The organism is Clostridium sp. (assembly GCF_050717515.1).
Classification (GTDB): Bacteria; Bacillota; Clostridia; order Clostridiales; family Clostridiaceae; genus Clostridium_AD.
Map to the genome: position 1 here is coordinate 159,541 of NZ_JBOITL010000032.1, position 24,245 is coordinate 183,785.

A 24,245-nucleotide genomic window follows, 5' to 3' on the forward strand; every position below is an offset into this window, starting at 1 on the left:
CTCATAATACAAGCGCAAATAGTGCTTACAAAAGAGAAAATGGAGGATGATTTGTATGTCTATGTTTTGTTATCAATGTCAAGAAGCAGCTAATTGTAAGGGCTGTACGGTAAAGGGAGTTTGTGGTAAGACTGAAGACCTTGCAAAGGCTCAGGACTTGCTAATTTATATAACTAAAGGAATATCTGTATACAGTGTTCGTGCTAGAGATAATGGTATAGTTAATAAGGAAGTAGATAATTTTATAATGGAAAGTTTATTTGCAACTATAACTAATGCAAATTTCGATAAAAATATATTTATTCAAAGAATCAGAAAAGGATTAAGCTTAAGGCAAGAAATAAAAGGGCAGCTTATTAAAGCTGGTGTTAAGTTAAGTGATAAAGGCGAAAATGCTAGTTGGCTTAGTAAAATATTAAATACCTTTGGATTTGGCAAAGAAGAGGAATTAAACGTGCCAGATGCAGCGGTTTGGTTTTCTAACGACTTAAAAGCCTTTGATGAAAAGGCAGGGAAAGTTGGTGTGCTTTCAACAGAAAATGAAGATATAAGATCCTTAAGAGAATTACTTACTTATGGACTTAAGGGTATGGCTGCATATGTTAAGCATGCTGATAATCTTGGATACGAGGAAGATGGACTTCATGCATTTACTCAAAAGGGATTAGCTTCTACTTTGGATGATAGTTTAGGAGTAGACGAACTTGTAGCACTAGTTCTTGAATGTGGTAAGTACGGCGTTTCCGCCATGGCATTACTAGACAAGGCAAACACTTCTAGTTACGGAAATCCTGAAATAACAAAAGTTAATATAGGAGTTAAAAACAAGCCTGGTATATTAATTAGTGGACATGACTTAAAGGATATGGAAGAGTTATTAAAGCAGACAGAAGGTACTGGGGTAGATATTTATACTCACAGCGAAATGCTTCCAGCTAATTATTATCCTGCATTTAAAAAGTATAAGCACTTGGTAGGGAATTATGGAAATGCATGGTGGAAGCAGAATCAGGAATTTGAAAGCTTCAACGGACCAATACTTATGACTACAAACTGTATTGTAACGCCAAAAGCATCTTATAAAGATAGAATATACACTACAGGAGTAACAGGCTTTGCAGGTGTTAAGCATATAGCAGATGGGATAAATGGAAAACCGAAAGATTTTTCTTCAATAATTGAACAAGCTAAAAAATGTGCGGCACCTAAAGAAATTGAAAAGGGTGAAATAGTAGGAGGCTTTGCTCATAATCAAGTTATAGCTCTTGCGGATAAGATTGTAGATGCTGTTAAAACTGGAGCAATAAAGAGATTTTTCGTAATGGCGGGCTGCGATGGAAGAATGAAGAGTCGCGATTACTACACAGATTTTGCTGAAAAACTACCAAGGGATGCAGTTATACTTACAGCAGGTTGTGCAAAATATAAATACAATAAATTGAATTTAGGTGATATTGGCGGAATACCAAGAGTATTGGATGCAGGACAATGTAATGATTCATATTCATTAGTAGTAATAGCACTTAAACTTAAAGAAGTATTTGGCTTGGAGGATATAAATGAACTGCCTATTTCCTACAATATTGCATGGTATGAACAAAAGGCAGTTATAGTATTACTTGCACTACTGCATTTAGGGGTTAAAAAAATTCGTTTAGGACCAACTCTGCCAGCCTTTTTATCCCCAAACGTGGTAAATGTATTGGTTGACAACTTCGGAATTGCTGGAATAACTAGTGTAGATGATGATATAAAGATGTTTATGGAAGGCTAATACTTAGATTAGTGAACTACAGGAAGCTATGGCAAATTTCTAGGTTAACGCTCATAGATATGCAGAAATAATTGAAAATATAGAGGCACTAAACTTTTAATTGAGTTTAGTGCATTTTATTTTATTGTAATTTCATTTTTATTAAGATACTCTCTTAATATATTAGGTGAGAAAAATTATTGGATAAATTTATAAATATGGCTAAATTAATTTTATAGTTGAATTTTCCAGCTTTTCTCGAATCTCATCAGCAAGATCTGAATCCGTGATTATAAAATCTATGTCCTCTAAAGTAGCAAATCTATAGGTGCCATCTACATTGAATTTTTCTTTTTCTACAAGTAAAAATACCTCTTTACTATTAGAGACTATAATTTCTTTAACATTACCATCTTCTAAGGTAACAGTGCCTACGCTATTTGTTATTAAATTTATGCCTGAACTTCCTAGAAAACCTTTATTAAAGGTATATTTAGATATACTATTAGTAACCTCAGAACCAAAAACTCCACCAGATTTATTATTATATACTCCACCTATACAAATTAGCTTAACGGTTTCATTATCATTAAAAAGGGGTGGTATTATTGACATATTGGTTATTAAAGTTAACTTCTTAGTACTGTTAGATATCAATTTAGCTAACAAAAAATTGATACTTGAGGTATCTAAAAAAATTACATCTCCATCATCTATAAGGGCAAAAGCTTTTTGGGATATTAACTCTTTGCTATTTAAGTTTACATTCATTCTAGTAGCTATAGAACTATTTTTAGAAATTTTTCTATTTAGGATAGCTCCGCCATAGGTCCTTTGAAGAGCTTCAGCTTTTTCTAGCTTTTGTAGATCCTTCCTTATCATACCTTCTGAAACATTAAATCGCTGACTTAGTTCTTTTACTTTTATTCTACCAGTTTTATTAAGTATACTTAAGATTTGTTCTAGTCTTTCTTCAGTAAACATTTAAGCACCTCATCAATCATTATCATTTAGTGTTGCTAGTGATTAATATTATAACATTACTATCTGAATTTACAAAACATGTTGAAAAAAAGCTTTAAATAGTATACAATGATAACAAACAATAAGAAATAATACCGAATAACTGGAGTTGGTCAGAGAAAGTATTTTAAAGATGGTATAATTTAGCGTCATAGGGTAATACCTAGCGTGATATTTTATATATTTAGGCATCTGATAAAAACTATTTATAATGGCTAGTTTTTGAAGATGCCTAATTAATAAATAAAAATTAAAGTGAAAATGCTAGGAGGAAAAGTATGTACAAGCTATTAGCTATAGATATGGATGGAACATTACTAAATAGTAATAAAATTATTTCAAAAGGGAACAAAGCAGCAATAAAAAAGGCTATAGAAAAAGGTGTTAAGGTTGTTATAACATCTGGAAGAGGACTTAACGGTTTGGAAAAATTTTTAGATGAAGTCAATTTAAGAGGAGAAAATGAGTACCTTATTGCAAACAATGGGGGAACTATATATAGAACCAGTGATTTTGAATGTATTAGCTATAAGGGATTAAGGGGTAGAGACTTAGTAAAGGCTCATGCTTTAAGTGTGGAAATTGGACTTAATATGATTGCGTATACTCATAAAGGATCTATTGCCTCAGAGGAAAATGAGTTTACAAGGTTTGAGACAGAATACGTTGGAAACCCTGTTAAAATTCTTGATTTTAATAGAGATATTAATGATGGGGATGAGATTACAAAGATATTATTTTCTCAGACCGAGGAACTTCTTGCAAAAAAAATGCTTGAAATACCAAAAGAATTTTATAGTGAATATAATGTGGTAAAGACTATGCCTATAGTCTTAGAAGTTATGGATAAAGATTGTAATAAAGGATATGGTGTAAAAGTTTTAGGGGATATGTTAGGGATTAAAAAAGATGAGATAATATGCATTGGAGATGAGGCAAATGATATTGAAATGATAACTTATGCAGGTCTTGGAATTGCAATGGGAAATGCTATAGAAGAACTTAAAGATGCAGCTGAATATGTTACTTCAGATAATGATAATGATGGAGTGGCAAAAGCTATTGAAAAATTTATATTATAGGTACAAGAAGTTTTAAAAGGCGTTGCTAAGATGCCACTTGCCACGTGGGTGGCACCTGAAATTTAATGGATATTGCAGTTATATCAATAGTTTGATATGACTGTTATTTTTTTAGAGGAATTTTAGCTAGTTTATAGAATTATAATAAAACAGATTAATTATACCTTTATGTTACTTCTTGAGGTTTAATATGGAATTGTTATTTGGGGTGGGGGTGATACTATTGAAGAAATTTTCGAGAATATGCTTATTTGTTTTAATTATACTATTATCTTCCAAAAGTTTTGCATACTCTAAATCAAATAGTACAGTGGCTTTAACTAACGAAGAGCAGCAGTGGTTAACTAAAAATAAGGATAGGGTTTTAACTCTTGGTATAGATCCTTATTCTGGAAGCGAGTATTTCAAATATAATGGTGAAGAAAAAGGCTATTTAATTCCTATTATAAAAATTATTAATAAAAACTTAGGGATAAATATAAGACTTGAAGCATCAAAGTCTTGGGGAGAAGTTTATTCAGGACTTCAAAATGGCAGTGTAGATATTCTTTTTGGAGCAAATAAAACCGCTGAAAGAGATAAATTCATGACTTTTACTAAGCCTGTAAGTAAGTCGCCATATGCACTAATAGCTAAAAAAGATGGAGATATACATACCATAGGTGACATTGATGAAAGACAAATAGGATTTATTAAAAATGATATTGTAATGGAACTATTGCCTGAGCTCTATAAGAATATAAAGTATGACAAAGAAATCTATAACTCTGAAATAGACTTGATTTCAGCTCTAAATAATAATAAAATCGATGCATTTATAGTATCAGGTGGCGATGCGGTATACAATTATATTTATGAATTTCCAGACTTAAATTATACATTTAAGATAGATAAAATCACATCTGACAGAACTTTTTCCACAAGAAAAGATGACAAGATTCTGGCATCAATATTAGATAAGCAAATAAGTAATTTATTGGGTAGTAAGTTGCCTCAATTGATGAACCAAAGCAAGATTGAATATAACATGAAAATTATGAGCCTTACGGAAAGGGAAAGGGACTGGCTTAAGAATAATGGTGAGGCAATTGTAGGAATAACAAAGGATTATCTTCCATTTGATTACTATAAAGATGGTATTTATGGAGGCATAAGTGGAGAAATTATAAAAAATATAACTGTTAAAACCGGCATAAAATTTAAATATATTTATGATGAGTTTGATGCACTTCAACAAAAGCTTATGAAAGGTGAGATAAATGTTTTAAATATTGCCAAAACTGATGATAGATTAAAAACCATATTATATCCAAGGCCTTACAGCACAGAAAGGGATATAATCCTTGGAAAAGTAGGAGTCAAAGATGCTAGGGATGTTTTTGGTCTTGAAGGTAAAAATGTTGCTGTTATAAAAGGCTTTTGGCATAATGAATATCTCCTGAAGAACCTTACTAGTGTAAACATTATAGAAACTAACAATATTCAAGAATCACTAAAGATAGTTCATGAAGGGAAAGCTGATTATCTTATAGAGAATCCAAGTGTACTACGGTTTTATGTTGAGAATATGCAACTATATGATATTGTTCAAAAAGGTACAACAAGCACAGATTCATACCTATATTATGGAATTTCAAAGAATAGCCCTGAACTTGCAAGTATAATTGATAAGGTTATCCCTCTTCTGGATATAGATGAATTATTCAATGCAGGGTATGCGGAGGTACCCCATCAAACAAGCAATCAGAATTATAAGAGGCTTATTTTTATTATTTTAGGTTTAGCTGTATTAATACTTGTTATAATATTATTTGCAATTAAGTTATTTAAAGATTTGTTAAATGAAAAGACTAAAACATCAATTCTAAGGGAAAAGGAACATCTTTTATATATAGATGCATTAACAAATGTTTACAATAGAAATTACTATAATGATAAAGTAAAGGATAAACTAGACGGCTATGAATATCCTCAGACAATAATTGTTTCTGACATAAACAATTTAAAAATCGTTAATGATAATTATGGACATCTTATTGGGGATGAGTTATTAAAATGTTATGCTGATATTCTGAGACAAGTTTTTTTAGACTGTAGGTTAATTTTAAGAATGGGTGGAGATGAATTTCATCTAATATTAGACAATACAAATGAAGAACAGGTGGCACGTGACATAATAAAGGTTAAAAAGATTATTTCAGAAAAAAGCTTAATAGTTGATAAGAATAAAACTATTAAAATGTCCGCAGCATTCGGATATGCTACAAGAAAATGTTCTGAGAGAAAAATTGATAGCATAATTGCTCTTGCTGACAAAAGAATGTATGAGGATAAAAAGAAAATTAAAAAGCAAAGATTTTAGTCGAAAATTGAATTAATATAAGTTTTGTAGTATTATATTAATATAATACTTTTTATCGGTTGGACAAACTTAGGTTTGATTCCAAGAAATTTGTTTCTAGGGTGGGAAACTCTTATTTAAGTTCCCCATTTTTTTGTTTTTTGATAAAATTATTTGTAAATGATAATAAATCGTGTTAACACTATCTACAAATACGAGGAGGTAATGATATGAATGGTCAAGATATAATGATAGTAATTACTGTTGGAGCATTAATTGTAGGATTTGTTTATTTTAGTTTTGTTTTTCCGAAAAAAGTTGAAAAGGAAGAAAGAGAAAAAAAAGAAAATCAAAAATCACCAAATAAGAAATAGAATTAATAGCACTAAAGATTTATTTAAATCTTTAGTGCTATTAATTCTAACAGCCCACTTGCCACGTGAGTTGCGCTTTATATATTATGATATTAAAGTATGAAAACGGAGTTTAAACTGTGACAGGAGCTAAGGTTCTACATTAGTAATTTGATTATTAATATCTAAATCTAAATTAGTGGAATCTTCTTTCGCTGATGGATTACTGTTATTTTGGTCACCGTCGGTTTGAAATTTTATTATATTATTAACATCATACTTTAAAATATCGTCAGTAGGATGTTGCACTGTATCTCTTAATAAATCTCCAGTTGGAAATGTAGCAACTGGAATATCTGAAACTTGATTGCTGGTACTTGTTAATGTTTTTTTTGATGTAATAACTGTATTCGCAATATCTGTTTTGCTTAGATTTCTACAATAGGCGTTAACTGGAGAAAAATCTTCGATTTTATTAGCATTTAAATTTATATCAGTCAAGTTAATTAAGTCTTTTAAAGGTTCCATATTGCTCATCTGATTAGTAGCCAAATCCAAATTAGTTAAGCTCACGAGTCCCTTTAAAGGCTCTATGTTACTCATATGATTAGTAGCTAAATTTAAATTAGTCAAGTTAGTTAATCCTTTTAGAGGTTCTATATTACTGATTTGATTAGTAGCTAAATTCAAATTAGTTAAGTTAGTCAAGTCTTTTAACGGTTCTATGTTGGTCATCTCATTAGTAGCTAAATTCAAATTAGTTAAGTTAGTTAAGCCTTTTAGAGATTCTATGTTGCTCATTTTATTGGCAGCTAAATTCAAATTAGTTAATTTTATCAAGTCTTTTAAAGGTTCTATGTTAGTCATTTGATTAGTAGCCAAATTTAAATGAATTAGGCTAGTCAAGCCTTTCAGAGGTTCCACGTTACTCATTTGGTTAGTAGATAAATTCAAATCAGTTAAGTTAGTTAATCCTTTTAAAGGTTCTATATTACTTATTTGATTATTACTTAAATTTAATGAAGCCAAATTAGTCAAATTTTCTATTCCAGAAAGATTTGTAATATGTTTGTTTTGAGTGCTTTGGAGTTTGGTTATCTTATCAACATCATCTTTTAAAATATCTCCGGTAGGACATTGTATCTCATTCCGTATTGTTTGCTCTAAATTCTTATCTAAAAATGTAATAACTGTGCTTTCTGTAATCTGGACACTTACTAAGTTTTGATTTGCTGCACTTGTTGATGCTGTGTTTTCTGCAGAACTATAACCAAGAAGGCTAATACTAAATAGAAAAATAACAGAAACAGTTAACCACTTGAATTTAATGTAAAATATGTTTCTCATGTTCATAATCCTCCATTTGTGTTAATAACTAAACTATGTAAATACTACGAATAAACATCTGAAAGTTCAACTTTTATACTTTCATCTTCACTTCGTACTTTGCTACTATATAGCATATTTTCCTTAAGTACCTTGTCTGAAGGGAGAATGACTGTAAACTTACTTCCTTTCCCAAATTCACTTTCAGCATAGATACTACCACCATGTAATTCTACAATAGACTTAACTAAACTAAGGCCAATCCCCGTGCCTTCTGCATTTCTTGATAGCGATTTGTCTACTTGTTTAAATCTATTAAATATCATATCTAAGTTCTTTTCTTCAATGCCAATGCCATTGTCTTTAACAGAGATTTCAACAAATTTATTTTTATTTTTTACATCTACAAATATTTCATCACCGATTTTTGAAAATTTTATGGCATTTGATATAAGATTTAATACTATTCGCTGTATCATTTCTGGGTCGCAAGCAATAATGTTTTCTTCTACATCTGTATCAAAAATAATATGCAAACCTTTAATGTCAGTAAAATTAGTTACAGACATAACGATTTCTTCTACAACCTCTACTATATTGTTATTTGATAAGTTCAATTTAAAGAATCCTGCTTGAATTTTTGATGAATCAACTATGTTATTTATAAGTTTAGATAGTCTATAGGAATTTAGTTTCATTGAGTCAAGGTATGTAATAATTGTTTCCCGCCTTTGGTCTAATGAGCCGTTTTGGCAGTACATTTGAAATAATTGTATAGCAGAAAAGATTACATTTAATGGCGTTTTAAGCTCATGTGAAATATTTGCCATAAATTCTTCGTGTGAAACTAGCAATTTTTGTAATTCTTTGTTCAATTCATTTTTTTTCTTAACTTCTTCATAGGTATAATTCCATATATACCGAATAAACATAAGATTAACTAAGGTAAGTAGACTACCTAAAAAAATCAATAGATACCTTTGAAACTTTTGAGCATTTATAACTTTATTACGTGAGATATTTACCTCTAAATTAATTTTATTTATTAGTATATTATCAGTTGCCCTAAATTTATCAACTAAACTTTTTCCTTTGTTTAGATTTAATTTTGCCTGATATGAATTATCATTATCTACCAATGCGATTTGCGCTTTGAAAAATGTTTCAATGTACTTCATCTGATCAGTAAGTTGATTAGTAGTATCCATTCCTAATGGTGTATATTTTAAATTATCCATAGAATTATAGTATCCTTGTACTTGTTTACTTCCTAAATAGTAGGTGTCTAAAAAACTTTTATCTTTTGTAATAATATAGCCTCTGATACCAGTCTCTTGATTAACTAGTGACGTTAAAATTTCAGTTGAAAATGTTTTTGCTGGAAGTATTTTTTTTATAATAAAATCAGACTCATTACATACCTTATTCATACTATAAATACTAAATAATATTATTATTAATGATAGACAGGCAATTGAAATATATCCCAATACCATAGTCCGTCTACTTTTATTTTTACTCATAATAATTATGCCAGCTCCTTACAAAAATTCTACTATAATTTAAAATTACTTATCACTTATAACATATTACTACAATATGTGACATTTTGCTATATACTTAAGAATTTAGTTATTAATTCCATCCTTATTTTTTTACTATCCACATGCCACTTGCCACGTGGGTGGCACTTTTTTGGTGCTTTTTTGATATCTCATAAAAAAAAACTCAGTTTAATGTTTATTTATTACAATTTTGTCGATTTTATGTTGCGAATACCTATAGTTAATGGTAATATTGTACTTAGAATAAAGGGGATGCTAAAGATATGAATGAAATTCAAAATGATCCAAAAGAAAAACATAAGGAAAGTAGAATATTCACAATTCTAGCAATAATATTTTTTGTAATAGGAACACTAATATCCTTATTGCAGCTATTAGTGAATGACAATATTTCTTTAAAAACAACTAATCTAGCTAGACAATCAGGATATATAATTGGTAGTATAATTGCAAGGATACTCATAGTTGCTTTTCTCGTATGCCTAGCTCGATTTGCTTTTAAAAAGAAAAAAGGCCGGTCACTAATGATATTATCAATTGTTTTCCTAATGGTTTCGGGTATAACAACAATTAGTGCATTTGCTGCGAGAGGCAAGGAAAACAGGCTAAATAAGGTTGCTATGGCCAAATTAATAACTATATGCCGTGATTATGCAGGAGGAAAAGATTTAAACTCTCAGAAATTAGATAAATCTAAGTATGGTAGCATAGCGCCTTTTTTAGATTTATCTAATCAATATTTCATTTCTTTCAAAAAATTGAGTTCAGATATGAATACAGAAATGCTTAAATTTAATCTTGTAACTATTTTAGGAACTGATACCTATAGTAGTTCAGATAAAATGAATGATGCTCAGAAAAGAGTAAGAACCTTACTTATGTCGCTTGATAGATTTGAATCAAATGCTGATAAAATCACAAAAACTATGAAGGTAGATTTAAATAACCTCGATATTCCAATACGTTATAAACAAGATGTTGTTGCAGGAGTGGAAAAAGGACAAATTAAATCAAGTGGTATAATAAAAAATTATATTCTGTTTGAAAAAAACTTTATTAAAAAGGTGGATGAGAATATAAGCTTTATGTTAAAGAGTAAAGAAAATTATGAAGTGAAAAATAATATGATATATTTTTCTTCAGATGACGACATGACTAAATATAATCAATTTATAACTGATGTACAAGAACTAGCAAAAGAAGAAGCTTCTATAACAAGCAAAATGCGAAAAAATGGAAATCAAGAAATTGATACATTGGAAAATTTAAATAAATAATTGGAGGAAATTAATTATGTTTAATCCTGATTTTTCAGATGCAGTAAGGGTAATAGATAGTTCAACAGGTGGAAATAATACCATATTCGAAGTAGTTGAATATATAAAGCCAAGAAATGGAAGCGTTTTTAACGCTACTGCTGTAAATCCATACCCCACACAATATGGTGGAGAAAAGCTCCGTCAAGTTAGAATTAACATTAACGGCGGCGGGGTACTAGTACAACCTGGGGAGCTCCAATTTATGAAGGGACCAATCGAAATAGAGATTCAGAAAAACGCACCTTCTGCATCTAAGGGTTTTTTTAAAAATGTGGGTACTGGAGAAGCCTCATTTACATCAAGATATTACGGAAAATACGGTGAAATATATTTAGACCCTTCATATAAGTATTTTTATATTTTAGAATTGTCTAATGAAGAAATTATTTTAGGCGATGGAATGTTTTATTGCTGTGAAGACAGTATTGAGCTTTCTGTACACACAAATAAGGACATTGCCACAGGTATGTTAAGCAGTGATGGCTTTAGACAACCGAAACTAAGTGGAAGTGGTATTGCCATTTTAGAAAGTGATGTTCCCTTCGATGAAATCCTTATTTATGAGCTAAATAATGAGACATTAAAAATCGATGGTAATTTTTCAGTTGTCATAAGAGGTAAAATAGAAACAAAAATAGAAAAGTCAAAGCGTGAAGGATATTTACATACTTTTGTCGGAACCGGTGAGGTTTGGATTGCACCTACCAAAAAAAACAGACCAATGAATGTATAATTCGCACTAAAAGATATGAAAAATAGCAATAATAGTAACATAAAATGTTGAGAAATCAGCAAAGGACCGATATTAGTTTGTACATAGAGAATTTATAAATAATATGGAGAGGGAGAGATTAATGAAATATAGTTATATATTTATAATGGTGGCAGCTGTTGGTGTTGTGGGTATGTCAGCACTTAAATCTAGAAGACGTGATGAAAATTATAATACAGTGGAAAAAACAGAATATGCAGTATTTATGACAGATACATTTGCCAAGGATGATGCTGAAGTTATGAAGCCTATTTTTACCATGGCATTAACTGAAAATGATATTAGAGAAGAGATAATATTATGTAAGGTACTAGATGGAGATGGTGAGTTAACTATTAAAGATGCTGAAGGACTTATGATTGAGAATATAAAGGATGAATTTAAAAATAAAGCATTTATTGAAGGTTTTATACATGAAGACAATTGTTCAATTGAAGAGAAATTAATAGCGGATAATCTTAAAAAAGAGATAAGTCGTTTATCAACAGCTTCCACTTTGAGGTGTGAAGGCAAGAATTCTCATATAAAATAGTATATGAAATAACAAAAAAATCACGCTGGAAATAGCGTGATTTTTGTATTTATAAGACTGCGTGGATGGCATTAAGAGGGCAGAAAATATTAAAAATTTATTACGAATTGTAAAATTACTTGATATTTAGAAAATTATGTTATAACATTAACATGCTTAAGAGTTATAAAAAGTAAGTAAGGGGTGCATAAAGTGAATGTATTAGAAGTAAAAGATGTGTACAAGCGTCTTGGTAAAAGAGAAATCATTAAAGGAATTACTTTTTCTGTAAAAGAGGGAGAGATATTTGGATTTTTGGGGCCTAATGGGGCTGGTAAAACAACGACTATTAGAATGATGGTAGGTCTAATAGCTGCTAATAAAGGATCTATAACAGTTATGGGGCATGAGATAAGCCGTGAAAGAGAAAAAGCATTAAGTAATATTGGCGCTGTAGTAGAAAATCCAGAATTATATACATATTTAACTGGAAGGCAAAACTTAATGCAAATTGCAGCCATAAGAAAAATTAGCAAAAATGATGTAGACGAAGTAATTGAACTTGTAAATTTAAAGGATAGAATAGACGATAAGGTAAAAAAGTATTCTCTTGGAATGAAGCAGAGATTAGGTCTTGCGGCGGCTCTGATTTCAAAACCTAAATTACTTATTTTAGATGAACCTACAAATGGTCTTGATCCAACAGGCATAATGGATTTTAGAGATATAGTTAAAAAGGCTGCCAAAGAATTAAAAACAGCAGTATTTATATCTTCTCATATGTTAAGTGAGGTTCAGCAGCTCTGTGATACAGTTGCTTTTATAAATGATGGTTTAATAAAAGCAGTAGAAAGCATTACAGGAGGAGATATAAAGAGGGACAAGGATACTATAGTAGTCATTACTAAGGACATTGAAAAGTGCGAAGAGCTATTAAAAACTCTAGCCTTTGTCCATGGAAATCATAGAGATAATGATTCCCTAGTGGTAGAGCTTGACGAAAATTCAACTCCGGAATTGATTTTTTCTCTGGCAGAAAATAAAATCCGAGTAACAGAGGTATACAAGAAGTATAAGGGGCTTGAGGAAAGGTATATGGAGCTTGTTGAGGGGGGGATGAGAGCATGATGATATTCAGACTTATTTCAAATGAAATTAAAAAGCTTATGATGCGCAAAAAGACAATTATTGTATTTGTAGCTTTTATATTATTAACAATTGCAATAGGCTATGGAACATACAGGGAAGAGTTAAACAGAAAGAAATGGGACAGTCCTGAATTTAGACAGAAAAACATGGAAGAGTCTATAAACCACCAAAAGAAAAGGTTGACTGATACTAGTATACCAGTGGAAGAGAAGAAAGGTATCAAAGAAAACCTTGAGAGTATGGAGCAAGAATTACCTCGAATTAAACTTGAGGCAAGTGGTAAAGTTGTGGATTGGAAAATACAGTTAAAGGAACAAATTAATAATGCAGAAAAAAATTTAAATGATACTAATGCTGGGATAGATGCCAGTCAGAAAGATAGAATGAAATTAGATTTACAGAAGTCTAAATATTTATATGATAACAATATAAAACCTGAAAATGAATATAGACTTAATGGATTTAATTTTATTAAAACACTCTTCATGGTTCTGGGAACTATCTTTATAGCAGTGGGTGTAATGGTATTTACTGGAGATATGGTTTCAGGGGAATTTACACCACCTACTATGAAGATATTGCTTACTCAGCCAGTTTCAAGGGCAAAAGTATTGGCTTCTAAGTTTATAGCAGTGGCGGGAGTAGCGACTTTATTAATACTAGTTGTGGAACTTTTAGCATTTTTAATAATGGGATTGATATTCGGATTTGGAAATGCAAACTACCCAATTATAGCTGGGACAACTTACAAATGGGATTTAGCTCAGAGCGCTTATGGAGGGCATCCCTTGGTAGCAATGGTAGGTTCCTCTTATATAATATCCACTGGAGAATTTGTATTTAGAATGTTCTTAATGCAGACATTATTTATAATAACTTGTGTGTCAGTTTCATTTATGCTATCTTCCATAGTAAAGAGTAGTATGGTTTCAGTAAGTTTAAGCATAGTTATTGTAGTTGCTCTTACTATATTACTAGAAATGCCAGCACTTAAAAAGTTAGCACAATATATGTTTACCTCCTATGGACCGGTAGGATCAGTTCTTTCAGGTGAGGTTGTAATGAGATATAATAACCCTAATGTAACTACGGCATTTGGAATAGGTACTTTAATAGTTACATCTATAGTTTGTTATTTGATATCCCATATAGTATTTACAAGAAAAGATATTTTAATATAGAAATAGATAGTTCAATAAGTTTTATTTATTCATATGCTTCATGTTAAGCGTCACAAACTATAAAGTTTGTGGCGTTTTTATTGTGTTAAACATTCAGAAAATATGCTGACATGAAGAATTGCTAAAGCCAACTGGAGAAAATATATTGGGCTTAAACATAGAATAACTTTACATATAACAAATTTTTGTCTTTATATAGTAATTTTTGTTAAAAAATGTTGACAGATATGTAAGATTACATTATTATTAATTTATCAGATTTAAGCGTAATTATAATCTAATTAAAAAAATGTTAAAAAGGGGTGAAAGCAATGTATTTATCAAAGTTTTTAAAATTAATGAGTGCAATTCTTATTATGTTAATTCTAAGTACTGTTATGACTGTATATTTTCTTAATAAAAACTTTGCAAAAGCAACCAGTGCCGTAAATAACCAGGCTATATTTAAACAGTTAGGTTTAGATTTAGCTGATGCTTCAAACTATTTAACTGATCAGGCAAGAAGATACGTAATTGATGGAGATAAAACGTTTTATGATAATTATTGGAAAGAGGTTAATGAAACAAAGACACGTGATAGAGTGGTAACAAAACTAAAAGAACTTAATGCACCACAAATGGAATTAGATTTAATAGAAAAAGCAAAAAAAAATTCCGATGCTTTAATTAAGACGGAAGAAGCAGCAATGAAAGCAGTGGAGGCTAAAGATTTAGATAGTGCAAGAAAACTAATGTTTGATAGTAATTATGATAAAAACAAAAGTATAATAATGGAACCTATTAAGCAATTTCAAGAAATGATGAATATAAGAGCAGATAAAGAAGCTAAAAACGCAAAAAGCAATGTAAGTAATGACCTTATAATTACTGACAGCTTAATAGCAGTACTAGCTATATGCATAATTTTCGCTTTCATTATACTATTTGTTAAAATCTCTAAACTTCTAATTATTTCCACTAAATTGACCGAACTTTCAAATAACGAAGGGGATTTAACATCAAGATTAGAAATTAAAAGTAAAGATGAAGTAGGTCAAATCGCAATTGGATATAATAAAATGATATCTAATCTACAAAATCTTATTAAAGAAATTCGTGGTACAGTTGATCATTTTGTACAATCATCTGAGCACTTAACTTCTACTACTGAAGAAATTTCTGCTACAATGGAAATGGTAAACGAATCTATTGATCAAATATCCAAAGGTTCTATGGATTTATGTGCAACAACTGAAGAAGTGTCTGCCTCAACAGAGGAAATTGGTTCAACAACTGCTATTCTTGCAAAAAAGGCTGAGGATTCAAATGTAGCCGCTAAAGAAATAAAAAATCGTGCTACTAACGTAAAGAAGAATGCAATGGAGGCTATTAAAGAAAGTAATGAGATATATGAAAAACAACGTGTTAGTATAATTAAAGCTATAGAAGAAGGCAAGGTAGTAGAACAAGTTATAGTAATGGCAGATTCCATTGGAAATATAGCTTCCCAAACAAATCTTCTTGCATTAAATGCAGCTATTGAAGCAGCTAGAGCAGGAGAGAGTGGAAAAGGGTTTGCAGTTGTTGCTGAAGAAGTAAGGAAATTAGCTGAGCAATCATCTCAGGCAGTTACGAATATTCAAAACTCGGTAAGTCAAATAAAATCTGCATTTGATAATTTATCTCAAAGTGGAAGAGATATATTGAAATTTATGGATGATAAAGTGAAACCGGATTATAAATTTCTTAATGACACGGGTATACGTTATGAAGATGATGCAAACTTTGTAAATGAAATGGCTGCAGATATTGCTTTAGCTACAAAACAAATGTCAGAAACTATATATCAGGTAAATAGTGCTATTCAAACTGTATCAGCAACGGCAGAAGAATCTACGGCAAGTACAGAGGAAATATTAGCAAGTATTAATGAAACAACAACAGCTATTCAGGGGGTTGCAAAGTCTGCACAGGATCAAAATGAATTAGCTGAAAAACTTAATGGATTAATTCAAAAATTTAAGATATAAACTTAAAGAATTTATTATTAACTATGAAATAAATCAAGAAGTAAAAAATAATTTTTATATTATCAATAAAGTATTCAGATTAGTGTTATTATTATAGTATGATAATTTATTATTTAAGAGGAGGAATTTTTAATGGATTCAAACCCTGACCCCGCGCCCAATAATATAATGGCGCAATTTATACTAATTGGTATTTTAACACTGATAAATGCATTCTTTGCATCAGCAGAAATGGCAATAGTATCATTGAACAAAAAGAAAATTAAACATCTTGCGCAGGAGGGCAATAAAAAAGCTCAGCTTTTAGTGAAACTTATTGAGGAACCAACAAAAGTTTTGTCAACTATTCAAGTTGTAATTAAGGTTGTTGGATTTTGTGCTATTGCTTCTGCTGCTACGGGTATATCTAATAGTTTTGCAGGAGTTTTAAATGGGTTAAATGTACCTTATAGTCAACGAATTGCATTAGCTAGCATAATAATTGGATTAACTTATGTAATGCTTGTGTTTGGTGAATTGTTTCCAAAGCATATAGCACAGCAAAAATCAGAAGCTATTGCAATGTTTTCAATAGTACCTATTATTTATATATCTAAATTGATTGTTCCTTTTGTATGGCTACTTTCAGCATCAACTAATTTTTTAGTTAAGATTACTGGTCTTAGCAGTAAAAAAATAGAAGAAGAACTATCAAAAGAGGAAATAAAATCACTTATAGAAGTGGGACAAGAACGCGGAACTATAAACGAAACTGCAAAAAAAATGATAAATAACATTATTGAATTTGATGATAAATCGGCTACAGAAGTCATGACTCCCAGAACTGAAGTGTTTTTGATTGACATAAATGATCCTGCTTCCCAGTTTTTAGACGAGTTATTAGAGGGGAAACATTCTAGAGTGCCAGTATATGACGGTGATATTGATAATATCATAGGAATACTTCACATGAAAGATTTTATAATAGAGGCTCGAACAAATGGTTTTGAAAATGTAAACATTAAGAATATATTACATTCTCCTTACTTTGTTAATGAAAGTAAAAATATAGATGAATTATTTAGAGAATTAAAAAAAGCTAAAAATCATATGGCTGTACTGATAGATGAGTATGGAGGATTTTCAGGGGTAGTTACTACTAAAGATCTTATAGAAGAAGTTATGGGAAATATTGAAGATGAATATGATTATGACGAACCTGATATAAAAAAAGTTGATAACAATACTTATATAGTGAATGGCTTGCTATCAATAGACGAATTAAATGATAATCTAGACTTGAATTTAGTGTCAGAAAATTACAATACAATAGGAGGATTTTTAGTTAGTCTATTGGGTTGTATTCCAAAGAAAAATGAAAATAAAACTATTGAATATGGTAATGTAGTATTTACAATAGAGGAAGTTAAAGAAAGAAGAATAGGGAAAATTAAAATATGCATATAAATAAAAATGTTCTACTTTAAAAAAGTAGAGCATTTTTATTTCTGCAGGAAAGTTTATGTTTGTTCAATAATCCTTTCTTGTTAGCCATAGAGTAAATAAGAGACCCTAGCATAATGAGCTAAAGTCTCTGTTATTTTAAATGCTTAATTTAGTTTTATAAATATTGACATCAGAAGCCTCATTATGAAAATTTTAGCAACGACGTTTTTTATTACAGCAACGATTACGGTTACAACAATTATTGTTATTACAATTATTGCCATCAAATAGTAATAATAATAGTATCCACCAACAGCACATATATATATTTCCCCCCTCTCTGAAGGTAAACATTTTTTTTTCACATTCAAATTTATTTTTCCTAAGTTTTTCCCACTAATATTTCTTTTGTTAGCATATAATATTACGCTTAATATAAAAAAGTTCCAATTGTGAATAATTATGAAGTATATCAATTAGTTGAACCAGCATTTATTACTTATTTTAAACTTGCCACTTGCGTGGCACCTTTTATATAAAATAAACCACTCCCATATCTACAGAGTAGGTGGGAGTGGTTCACTTGTAATCAAATTATATTAGATATTTATTACTATTTAGCCCACCAATCCCATTTTGTGAATGAGTATGGAACAAATCCCATAGGATCAATCTTATTGAAATACAAATTTTCACCAGGCTCTAATGTATTTGTACTAACCATATATTGAGAACCTATCATTCTTACTACTTCAAGTTCTGCCCAAGGGTCATGTGGAGAATCTGTCATAACTACAGTAGATGTAGCTAATTTATTTTCGGTTATCTCAGCTATTGCTAATTTTTGTTTTATTAAAGTAGGGCTTAATAAGAAACCGCATCCATCTGCTGATTTTGCATATGTTACATTATACATAAATTCAGTTAGGGCTTCATTAAGCTCGGAAGTTTTACCATCTTTATTTAATTTTCCTGAAACATCAGCGTTAACTGTGAAAAATTCTATCCCATTACGACTAATTTTTCCTACAGCGGTGCCGTCTTTAACTTCAAAATCTATACTTGCCATTTTTTTTGGAAGTCCACAAACTTCTCTTCCCATTGACATTGCCATTCCATCTGTTATTGGCATAGATAAACAGTATCTACCCACTACTCCATCACATTCTGCAAGAATAAATAGTCCAGCTTCTTTGTACCCTGGAGCAAAGCTTGTTTCAGGATAATTGGCTACAAAAGTTGAAACTAGTGGTTTGTTTTTTACTGCTTTCAATGGAGCTGGGAGTAATTTTGCTATAATTTCTGGTTTTGTTTCCCAAACTGTGTTTAAGGTTTCGGCACCATAAAATACTGTTTGTTTTCCTTGTAATGACTTTATTTGATCCATTGTCTTTGTAAAACTATACATAATATAAGCCCCCTCGTTTAAATTGTTTTAGTTTTTAATTATTTTATATCTTACTAAAGCACATATGCTTTTTCAAATCCATTTAACACTGCATCTACAACTCTACCTGGTTTACAAACATCTCCTAATAGTTCAACAATATTATAATTTTCTTCTATAGTTTTTACCATTTCATCATTGGATTTAACCCCTAAAGACAATACTACTGCATCAGCTTTTAGTGAAGTCACTTTTTGATCTTTAGTGTTTTCAATATCTATTTCGCCTTCTTTGATATTTATAAGTTTGCTACAAGGCATAAGTGATACGCCTTCTTTAGCAAGTCTCATACTTATATCAATTACATTAGGTAGGTATCCAGCAGGTCCAATTTTATCTGCCATCTCAATTACTGTTACTTTATTTCCTTTAGAAGTTAATAGTTCAGCTATTTCAAGGCCCGTCATTCCTGAACCGGCAATTACTACATTTTTGTTTTCTAATATAACTTTGCCCTCTAAAATATCAATTGATGTATAAACAAAACTTTGGCTTACTCCTGGAATTGGTGGAACCATTGGGTTTGAACCCGCGGCAATAAATACTGCATATGGTTTAATTTCATTAATTTTTGTTAAAGTTGCTTTTTCATTTAATCTTACGTCCACATTTAATTTTTTAATTGCTAATTTTTGATATTCTAGGAACCAATCCAATTTCTCTTTTAATGGAGGTTTAGTAGCTAGATATACATTTCCACCTAGATATTCTTTTTCTTCAAATATTATAGGTACAAATTGTTTTAGTGCTAGAACCCTAGCTGCTTCCATCCCCGCAGGTCCACCACCAACAATTACTACTTTTTTACCTTCGCCGGTCTTTGGAAAATCTGGATATTCTAATTCTCTTCCCACCCTTGGATTAACTGCACATTTTATGTTTTCGCATTTCATAACGCTTTCTATACAGTTAAGGCATGAAATACAAGGTCTAATATCTTCTTCTCGGCCTTCTTTTGCTTTAATGCCCCACTCTGGATCTGCCAATTGCGCTCTACCTAGTGCAACAAAATCTAAATTATCCTCGTTTAATATAGTTTCTGCCATATCAGGTTTTCTAATTACATCGCAAGCGATTACAGGAATATTAACCGCTGCTTTTATAGCTTTAGCTAAATGTCTTTTCCATCCTTGAGGATATGAAATTGGTTCAATAATTGTAGTAACGGATTCATAGGTTCCAGAACTTACATTAATAACATCTACGCCTAATTTTTCTAAATAAATTGCTTCTTGAATTGCTTCTTCTAAAGATATACCATCTTTAACAAATTCATTTCCATCAATTCTCACTGATATTGGGAAAGAAGGACCACATTTTGCGTGTATGCCCATTATTATTTCAGTTATAAGTCTCATTCTTTTTTCAAAGCTGCCGCCATATTTATCTTCTCTATGATTTGATTGTGGGCTCAAAAACTGTGCAACAAGATATCCATGAGCAGCGTGGATTTCTACTCCATCTATACCAGCCATTTTTGCAAACACAGCACCTTTTACAAATTTTACAACTAGTCCTTCAATTTCATCTATTGTCATCTCTCTAGGCATTTCACCAATAGCTGATGACATTATGGGACTTGGCCCAGCTATTTGACGACCATCTATCATCATAGCGTGATTTTCTCTACCTGGATGATGTAATTGTAAAAATATCTTTGTATTATATTTGTGCATTGTGCGAGCTAATATTTCTAGTCTTGGAATTTGTTTTAAGTTCATTGCGGACAATTGATTGGGCATTCCGACTCCTGTTTCATCATCTATTCTAGTTATTTCAGTAATTATTAGTCCACATCCGCCTTTTGCTCTTTCCTCATAGTATCGAATGATTTCATTAGATGCTTCCCCAGTATATGAAGCCAGATTTGTTCCCATTGCAGGCATTACTATCCTGTTTTTTATTTCTAAGCTACCTATTTTACCTTTGGTGAAAAGCTTTTCATATTTCATTGTATATTACCCTCCCATACACTTTTTGCTTGTCTTTTAGATTAATTGAAGTATAGCATTGTAGAAAATCGCATGCTATGGATGAAAATCCAAAAACTATTATAATCATTGTGCGTTATGCACTATAGCTTTAATTATTAGTTGTTAATTAAAATAATATAGAACAAATAAAAATGATCTCTGAAAAATCAGAGATCATTTTTATTTTTATTAATTTTGTGAATGAATAAGTTTTTTATAAAAACTTATTGCTTTGCAAGCATAATATAGTTTAAAACTATTATCATTTTCATCTAAATCCATCCCTATTAAGTCTACAACTTGCTGTAATCTATATCTGAGCGTATTTCGATGTATAAACAATTCCTCAGATGATTTTGTCATATTATGATTATTTTTTAAATATGTATATAATGTTTTATACAACTCTGAACTATTTTTATAATCAAATTTTTTTAATATGTATATAGAATTATTATAAAAATCTTCCTTTAATATATGATCTTTTGCAATATAAATGAAATTATAAGGCACGATATCTTCATGCTTATATATACATTTTTTTTCACCAAGGAGGGTGCCTATTTCTAAGGACCTTATTGCTTGATGATAGTAAATGCTACAATCTTCTATTGAAGAAAACTCACTACTTATTCCCATCTTTAAATTATTTTCCAATAAAAATTTTTTAACGCTTTCAGTTTTATTTCCAGTTTCTATGTACTCCTCCCTATCATCAATTATTACAATAGCTCCATTATAATAAATTGAATTGCTCATTGGAAAAAGATTAAGTAGCGCCGGACTTAAATATCTGGAATATACAGATTGTTTAAGTTCAAAATTTGATATATCAATTACCATGACGAAAATATGCTTGCTAAATATTAAAGAACAATTTTTTAATCTTTCTTCAATTATTGCTTTATTTTCAATATTATTTTCTAATAAATCATATAATATTTCTTCACTTAGAACGTTTTTTGTATTTTTGTAAAACTGTTTTTTTCCTAATTCTTTGGAAATTATTTCACTTATAAATATCAGATAATCATAGTCAGCAGGATCTACCTGTCTTTCACATTGGAGTAATAAAATATTCCCTATAGTTTTATTATTTACTTGTATTTTAAATGCAATTTTTTCGATGGGACTTATAGGGCATGTCACGAGGAAGGGACGTTTTGTTTTTCTTCCGTTTTTTAGAGTTTCTAATTTTGTTAATTCAGCGATAAATTCATAAGAACAATAGCCTTTTTTTACATTATCCATCCACAATAAATCAGTAATGTTTTCTATGGGTGAACTAGCTAATACTTTGAAACTAAGGTCAATAACAATTAGAGGGTTACCAATTAGTTTTGAAGCAGTGTTTATTATTTTACATAGGCCTTCTCCTGAAAGAAAAGCTTCTAATAATGATATTTTAAATTGATTATATTTTATATCTTTACGAAAAAAAGCTCTTACTTCATTAAAAATTTCTAATATATTTTCATTCTGATTTATCTCGATTATTTTTAATTTATTGTCAATATATTTTTCAAGTTTTGTACAATCATCATTTATTAAAATAAAGCAGGTATCATTTATTTTATCTAAATTTCCTTTAAATATAGAGGTATTAGCAACATATACATAATCTTTTAAATAAACTGTTTTTTCCTCTGTAACTAACTCTGTATCAACAAAATTGATATCAGATTCCATATCAAAGTAAACCGCTTTAGTTTTTTTTATAAAATATTCACGTAATACATTAAAATTAATACTCATAATCCACCTCAAATCTATTATAGTGCATTTCGCACAACTAAGACAATAGCTTTTGGATTTTTTAATATAGTAACAAATTTTTCAGCATGATACACTGTGTTATATTAACAACATATTAAAAATGGGAGGGAAAATATTATGAAAAATGTAAACGATTTATCAAATATTAAAGGAAAAGTAGCTATTGTTACGGGTTCAGCAACTGGAATTGGTCAAGCAATCGCAGTTGGACTTGCAGAAGCTGGTGTAGATATTGCTGGCACATATTCTAGTACATCCTTTGAAGAAACTAAAACGCTTGTTGAAGCAGCAGGACAAAAGTTTTTCCCAATACATGCTAATGTAGCTAAACCAGAAGAAGTAGGGACTATAATACCTGCAGCTCTTAAAGAATATGGAAAATTTGATATACTTATTAATGGTGCAGGAGTAGAGTCACATAATCCTATCGGAGATACTTACAGCGAAGAAGAATATCAACGTTGTTTGCAAATAAATTTAAATCAAGTTGTTGCACTTATCGCAGAAGCTGGAAAGTACTTTATAAAAACCGGAAATGGTGGAAGAATTTTAAATGTATCTTCAATTGCTGGTTATTTAGGAATGCGTTCTGGAATGTCGCCATATGTCATTACAAAACATGCAATAAGAGGAGTTACTAGATCCTTTGGACTTGAGTTAGCTCCTTATGGAGTTACTGTAAATGCAATTGCTCCAGGTCCTATTTTCACTAAAATGACTGCAAACCCACCAATGAAAAAATTAATGATGGATAGAGTAGTTGCTGCAAAATGTCCAGTAGGACGTTGGGGATTCCCTGAAGACTTTAAAGGAATTACTAATATGCTTTGCTCTGAAGCTGGTGGATTTATTACAGGTCAAACAATTTTAGTTGATGGTGGGTATACATTAACTTAAATTGAATGGAGTCATATTATGATTCTTTGTGAAAAAAATTATAAAATTATAAATGCCCTAAACTCCTTATTGAGCTTAGGGTATTTTATAATGCAATCTACATATTTAATCTTATAGTAATTATATTTCTACATTTCTGATGAAATTCTAATCTTTCGAAGGACGATAGTGAACTTCGTAAGTCAAAGCACCGACAGGAGCTTTTTTCATCTATTTCAATAAATTTAAACTCACTGTTTCTAATTATATTGTATCGAATTCTATTCTTATTAAAAAGGAAAATACAATACATATTTTATAACCTCTACTTTCTTAATATTATCTAATATAAGAGGTCTATAAC

The 24,245-nt window shown here is 30.4% G+C and carries 19 protein-coding genes and 1 other annotated feature; of the genes, 12 read left to right on the top strand and 7 right to left on the bottom strand.

Translation table 11 applies throughout. The features are described 5' to 3' along the window. The first annotated feature begins 55 nt into the window (after nt 1-55). On the top strand, nt 56-1,774 hold the full coding sequence (gene hcp, locus ACREV6_RS16780; RefSeq protein WP_431579188.1) for a hydroxylamine reductase: 1,719 nt from the start codon (nt 56-58) through the stop codon (nt 1,772-1,774). A 201-nt stretch (nt 1,775-1,975) separates the two neighbouring features. Here hcp and ACREV6_RS16785 read toward each other — a convergent pair whose 3' ends face one another. Then, a complete protein-coding gene (locus ACREV6_RS16785; RefSeq protein WP_431579189.1) occupies nt 1,976-2,737 on the bottom strand; it encodes a DeoR/GlpR family DNA-binding transcription regulator in 762 nt (253 codons plus the stop codon). Between the two features lie 317 nt (nt 2,738-3,054). Here ACREV6_RS16785 and ACREV6_RS16790 point away from each other — a divergent pair, with 317 nt between their 5' ends. The 3 genes from ACREV6_RS16790 (at nt 3,055) to ACREV6_RS16800 (ending at nt 6,573) form a co-directional block, all read left to right on the top strand. Beyond that, entirely contained in the window at nt 3,055-3,858 is an 804-nt protein-coding gene (locus ACREV6_RS16790; protein ID WP_431579190.1) for a Cof-type HAD-IIB family hydrolase, read from the top strand. Between the two features lie 223 nt (nt 3,859-4,081). After that, nucleotides 4,082-6,220: a transporter substrate-binding domain-containing diguanylate cyclase gene (locus ACREV6_RS16795; protein WP_431579191.1), complete on the top strand. Its 2,139-nt coding sequence runs from the start codon at nt 4,082-4,084 to the stop codon at nt 6,218-6,220. Nucleotides 6,221-6,277: 57 nt separating this feature from the next. Continuing rightward, nucleotides 6,278-6,331: a sequence feature (sodium ion sensor (DUF1646 type); this cis-regulatory element may regulate processes involved in with the transportation of sodium ions), on the top strand. Between the two features lie 98 nt (nt 6,332-6,429). Further along, nucleotides 6,430-6,573, top strand: coding sequence for a hypothetical protein (locus ACREV6_RS16800; protein ID WP_431579192.1), 144 nt, complete (start codon nt 6,430-6,432; stop codon nt 6,571-6,573). Nucleotides 6,574-6,702: 129 nt separating this feature from the next. Here ACREV6_RS16800 and ACREV6_RS16805 read toward each other — a convergent pair whose 3' ends face one another. Beyond that, entirely contained in the window at nt 6,703-7,905 is a 1,203-nt protein-coding gene (locus ACREV6_RS16805; protein ID WP_431579193.1) for a leucine-rich repeat domain-containing protein, read from the bottom strand. A 38-nt stretch (nt 7,906-7,943) separates the two neighbouring features. Further along, nucleotides 7,944-9,401 (bottom strand): ATP-binding protein, encoded by a 1,458-nt coding sequence (locus tag ACREV6_RS16810; protein ID WP_431579194.1) that lies wholly within the window; start codon nt 9,399-9,401, stop codon nt 7,944-7,946. Between the two features lie 305 nt (nt 9,402-9,706). Between ACREV6_RS16810 and ACREV6_RS16815 the strand changes: the two genes are divergently transcribed. The 7 genes from ACREV6_RS16815 to ACREV6_RS16845 all read left to right on the top strand — a co-directional run bounded on the left by ACREV6_RS16815 (nt 9,707) and on the right by ACREV6_RS16845 (nt 17,830). Further along, nucleotides 9,707-10,720, top strand: coding sequence for a hypothetical protein (locus tag ACREV6_RS16815; protein WP_431579195.1), 1,014 nt, complete (start codon nt 9,707-9,709; stop codon nt 10,718-10,720). A 16-nt stretch (nt 10,721-10,736) separates the two neighbouring features. Further along, nucleotides 10,737-11,495, top strand: coding sequence for an AIM24 family protein (locus ACREV6_RS16820; RefSeq protein ID WP_431579196.1), 759 nt, complete (start codon nt 10,737-10,739; stop codon nt 11,493-11,495). Nucleotides 11,496-11,616: 121 nt separating this feature from the next. Then, nucleotides 11,617-12,066: a hypothetical protein gene (locus ACREV6_RS16825; RefSeq protein ID WP_431579197.1), complete on the top strand. Its 450-nt coding sequence runs from the start codon at nt 11,617-11,619 to the stop codon at nt 12,064-12,066. Between the two features lie 192 nt (nt 12,067-12,258). Next, nucleotides 12,259-13,173, top strand: coding sequence for an ABC transporter ATP-binding protein (locus ACREV6_RS16830; RefSeq protein WP_431579198.1), 915 nt, complete (start codon nt 12,259-12,261; stop codon nt 13,171-13,173). After that, nucleotides 13,170-14,375 carry an ABC transporter permease gene (locus ACREV6_RS16835; RefSeq protein WP_431579199.1) on the top strand — a complete coding sequence of 402 codons (1,206 nt, stop codon included), beginning with the start codon at nt 13,170-13,172 and terminating at the stop codon, nt 14,373-14,375. The genes ACREV6_RS16830 and ACREV6_RS16835 overlap by 4 nt, the downstream gene beginning before the upstream one ends. A gap of 311 nt (nt 14,376-14,686) precedes the next feature. Next, entirely contained in the window at nt 14,687-16,384 is a 1,698-nt protein-coding gene (locus ACREV6_RS16840) for a methyl-accepting chemotaxis protein (RefSeq protein WP_431579200.1), read from the top strand. Between the two features lie 132 nt (nt 16,385-16,516). Beyond that, the gene (locus tag ACREV6_RS16845; RefSeq protein WP_431579201.1) at nt 16,517-17,830 is read left to right on the top strand and encodes a hemolysin family protein; all 1,314 of its coding nucleotides are present in this window, start codon (nt 16,517-16,519) and stop codon (nt 17,828-17,830) included. A 143-nt stretch (nt 17,831-17,973) separates the two neighbouring features. Here ACREV6_RS16845 and ACREV6_RS16850 read toward each other — a convergent pair whose 3' ends face one another. The 4 genes from ACREV6_RS16850 to ACREV6_RS16865 form a co-directional block, all read right to left on the bottom strand. Further along, nucleotides 17,974-18,174 (bottom strand): hypothetical protein, encoded by a 201-nt coding sequence (locus tag ACREV6_RS16850; protein WP_431579202.1) that lies wholly within the window; start codon nt 18,172-18,174, stop codon nt 17,974-17,976. A 248-nt stretch (nt 18,175-18,422) separates the two neighbouring features. Further along, entirely contained in the window at nt 18,423-19,217 is a 795-nt protein-coding gene (locus ACREV6_RS16855) for an acetoacetate decarboxylase family protein (RefSeq protein WP_431579203.1), read from the bottom strand. Nucleotides 19,218-19,270: 53 nt separating this feature from the next. Continuing rightward, nucleotides 19,271-21,208: an oxidoreductase gene (locus ACREV6_RS16860; RefSeq protein WP_431579204.1), complete on the bottom strand. Its 1,938-nt coding sequence runs from the start codon at nt 21,206-21,208 to the stop codon at nt 19,271-19,273. Nucleotides 21,209-21,418: 210 nt separating this feature from the next. Next, nucleotides 21,419-22,984 (bottom strand): PucR family transcriptional regulator, encoded by a 1,566-nt coding sequence (locus ACREV6_RS16865; RefSeq protein WP_431579205.1) that lies wholly within the window; start codon nt 22,982-22,984, stop codon nt 21,419-21,421. Between the two features lie 138 nt (nt 22,985-23,122). Here ACREV6_RS16865 and ACREV6_RS16870 point away from each other — a divergent pair, with 138 nt between their 5' ends. Next, nucleotides 23,123-23,902, top strand: a complete 780-nt coding sequence (locus ACREV6_RS16870) for an SDR family NAD(P)-dependent oxidoreductase (RefSeq protein ID WP_431579206.1) — start codon at nt 23,123-23,125, stop codon at nt 23,900-23,902. Nucleotides 23,903-24,245 lie beyond the last annotated feature (343 nt).

What these genes read in the sequence shown, in the direction of transcription:
- hcp (WP_431579188.1), top strand. Translation starts at nt 56, where the DNA reads ATGTCTATGTTTTGTTATCAATGTCAAGAAGCAGCTAATTGTAAGGGC.
- ACREV6_RS16785 (WP_431579189.1), bottom strand. Translation starts at nt 2,737, where the DNA reads ATGTTTACTGAAGAAAGACTAGAACAAATCTTAAGTATACTTAATAAA.
- ACREV6_RS16790 (WP_431579190.1), top strand. Translation starts at nt 3,055, where the DNA reads ATGTACAAGCTATTAGCTATAGATATGGATGGAACATTACTAAATAGT.
- ACREV6_RS16800 (WP_431579192.1), top strand. Translation starts at nt 6,430, where the DNA reads ATGAATGGTCAAGATATAATGATAGTAATTACTGTTGGAGCATTAATT.
- ACREV6_RS16805 (WP_431579193.1), bottom strand. Translation starts at nt 7,905, where the DNA reads ATGAACATGAGAAACATATTTTACATTAAATTCAAGTGGTTAACTGTT.
- ACREV6_RS16810 (WP_431579194.1), bottom strand. Translation starts at nt 9,401, where the DNA reads ATGAGTAAAAATAAAAGTAGACGGACTATGGTATTGGGATATATTTCA.
- ACREV6_RS16815 (WP_431579195.1), top strand. Translation starts at nt 9,707, where the DNA reads ATGAATGAAATTCAAAATGATCCAAAAGAAAAACATAAGGAAAGTAGA.
- ACREV6_RS16820 (WP_431579196.1), top strand. Translation starts at nt 10,737, where the DNA reads ATGTTTAATCCTGATTTTTCAGATGCAGTAAGGGTAATAGATAGTTCA.
- ACREV6_RS16825 (WP_431579197.1), top strand. Translation starts at nt 11,617, where the DNA reads ATGAAATATAGTTATATATTTATAATGGTGGCAGCTGTTGGTGTTGTG.
- ACREV6_RS16835 (WP_431579199.1), top strand. Translation starts at nt 13,170, where the DNA reads ATGATGATATTCAGACTTATTTCAAATGAAATTAAAAAGCTTATGATG.
- ACREV6_RS16840 (WP_431579200.1), top strand. Translation starts at nt 14,687, where the DNA reads ATGTATTTATCAAAGTTTTTAAAATTAATGAGTGCAATTCTTATTATG.
- ACREV6_RS16845 (WP_431579201.1), top strand. Translation starts at nt 16,517, where the DNA reads ATGGATTCAAACCCTGACCCCGCGCCCAATAATATAATGGCGCAATTT.
- ACREV6_RS16855 (WP_431579203.1), bottom strand. Translation starts at nt 19,217, where the DNA reads ATGTATAGTTTTACAAAGACAATGGATCAAATAAAGTCATTACAAGGA.
- ACREV6_RS16860 (WP_431579204.1), bottom strand. Translation starts at nt 21,208, where the DNA reads ATGAAATATGAAAAGCTTTTCACCAAAGGTAAAATAGGTAGCTTAGAA.
- ACREV6_RS16865 (WP_431579205.1), bottom strand. Translation starts at nt 22,984, where the DNA reads ATGAGTATTAATTTTAATGTATTACGTGAATATTTTATAAAAAAAACT.
- ACREV6_RS16870 (WP_431579206.1), top strand. Translation starts at nt 23,123, where the DNA reads ATGAAAAATGTAAACGATTTATCAAATATTAAAGGAAAAGTAGCTATT.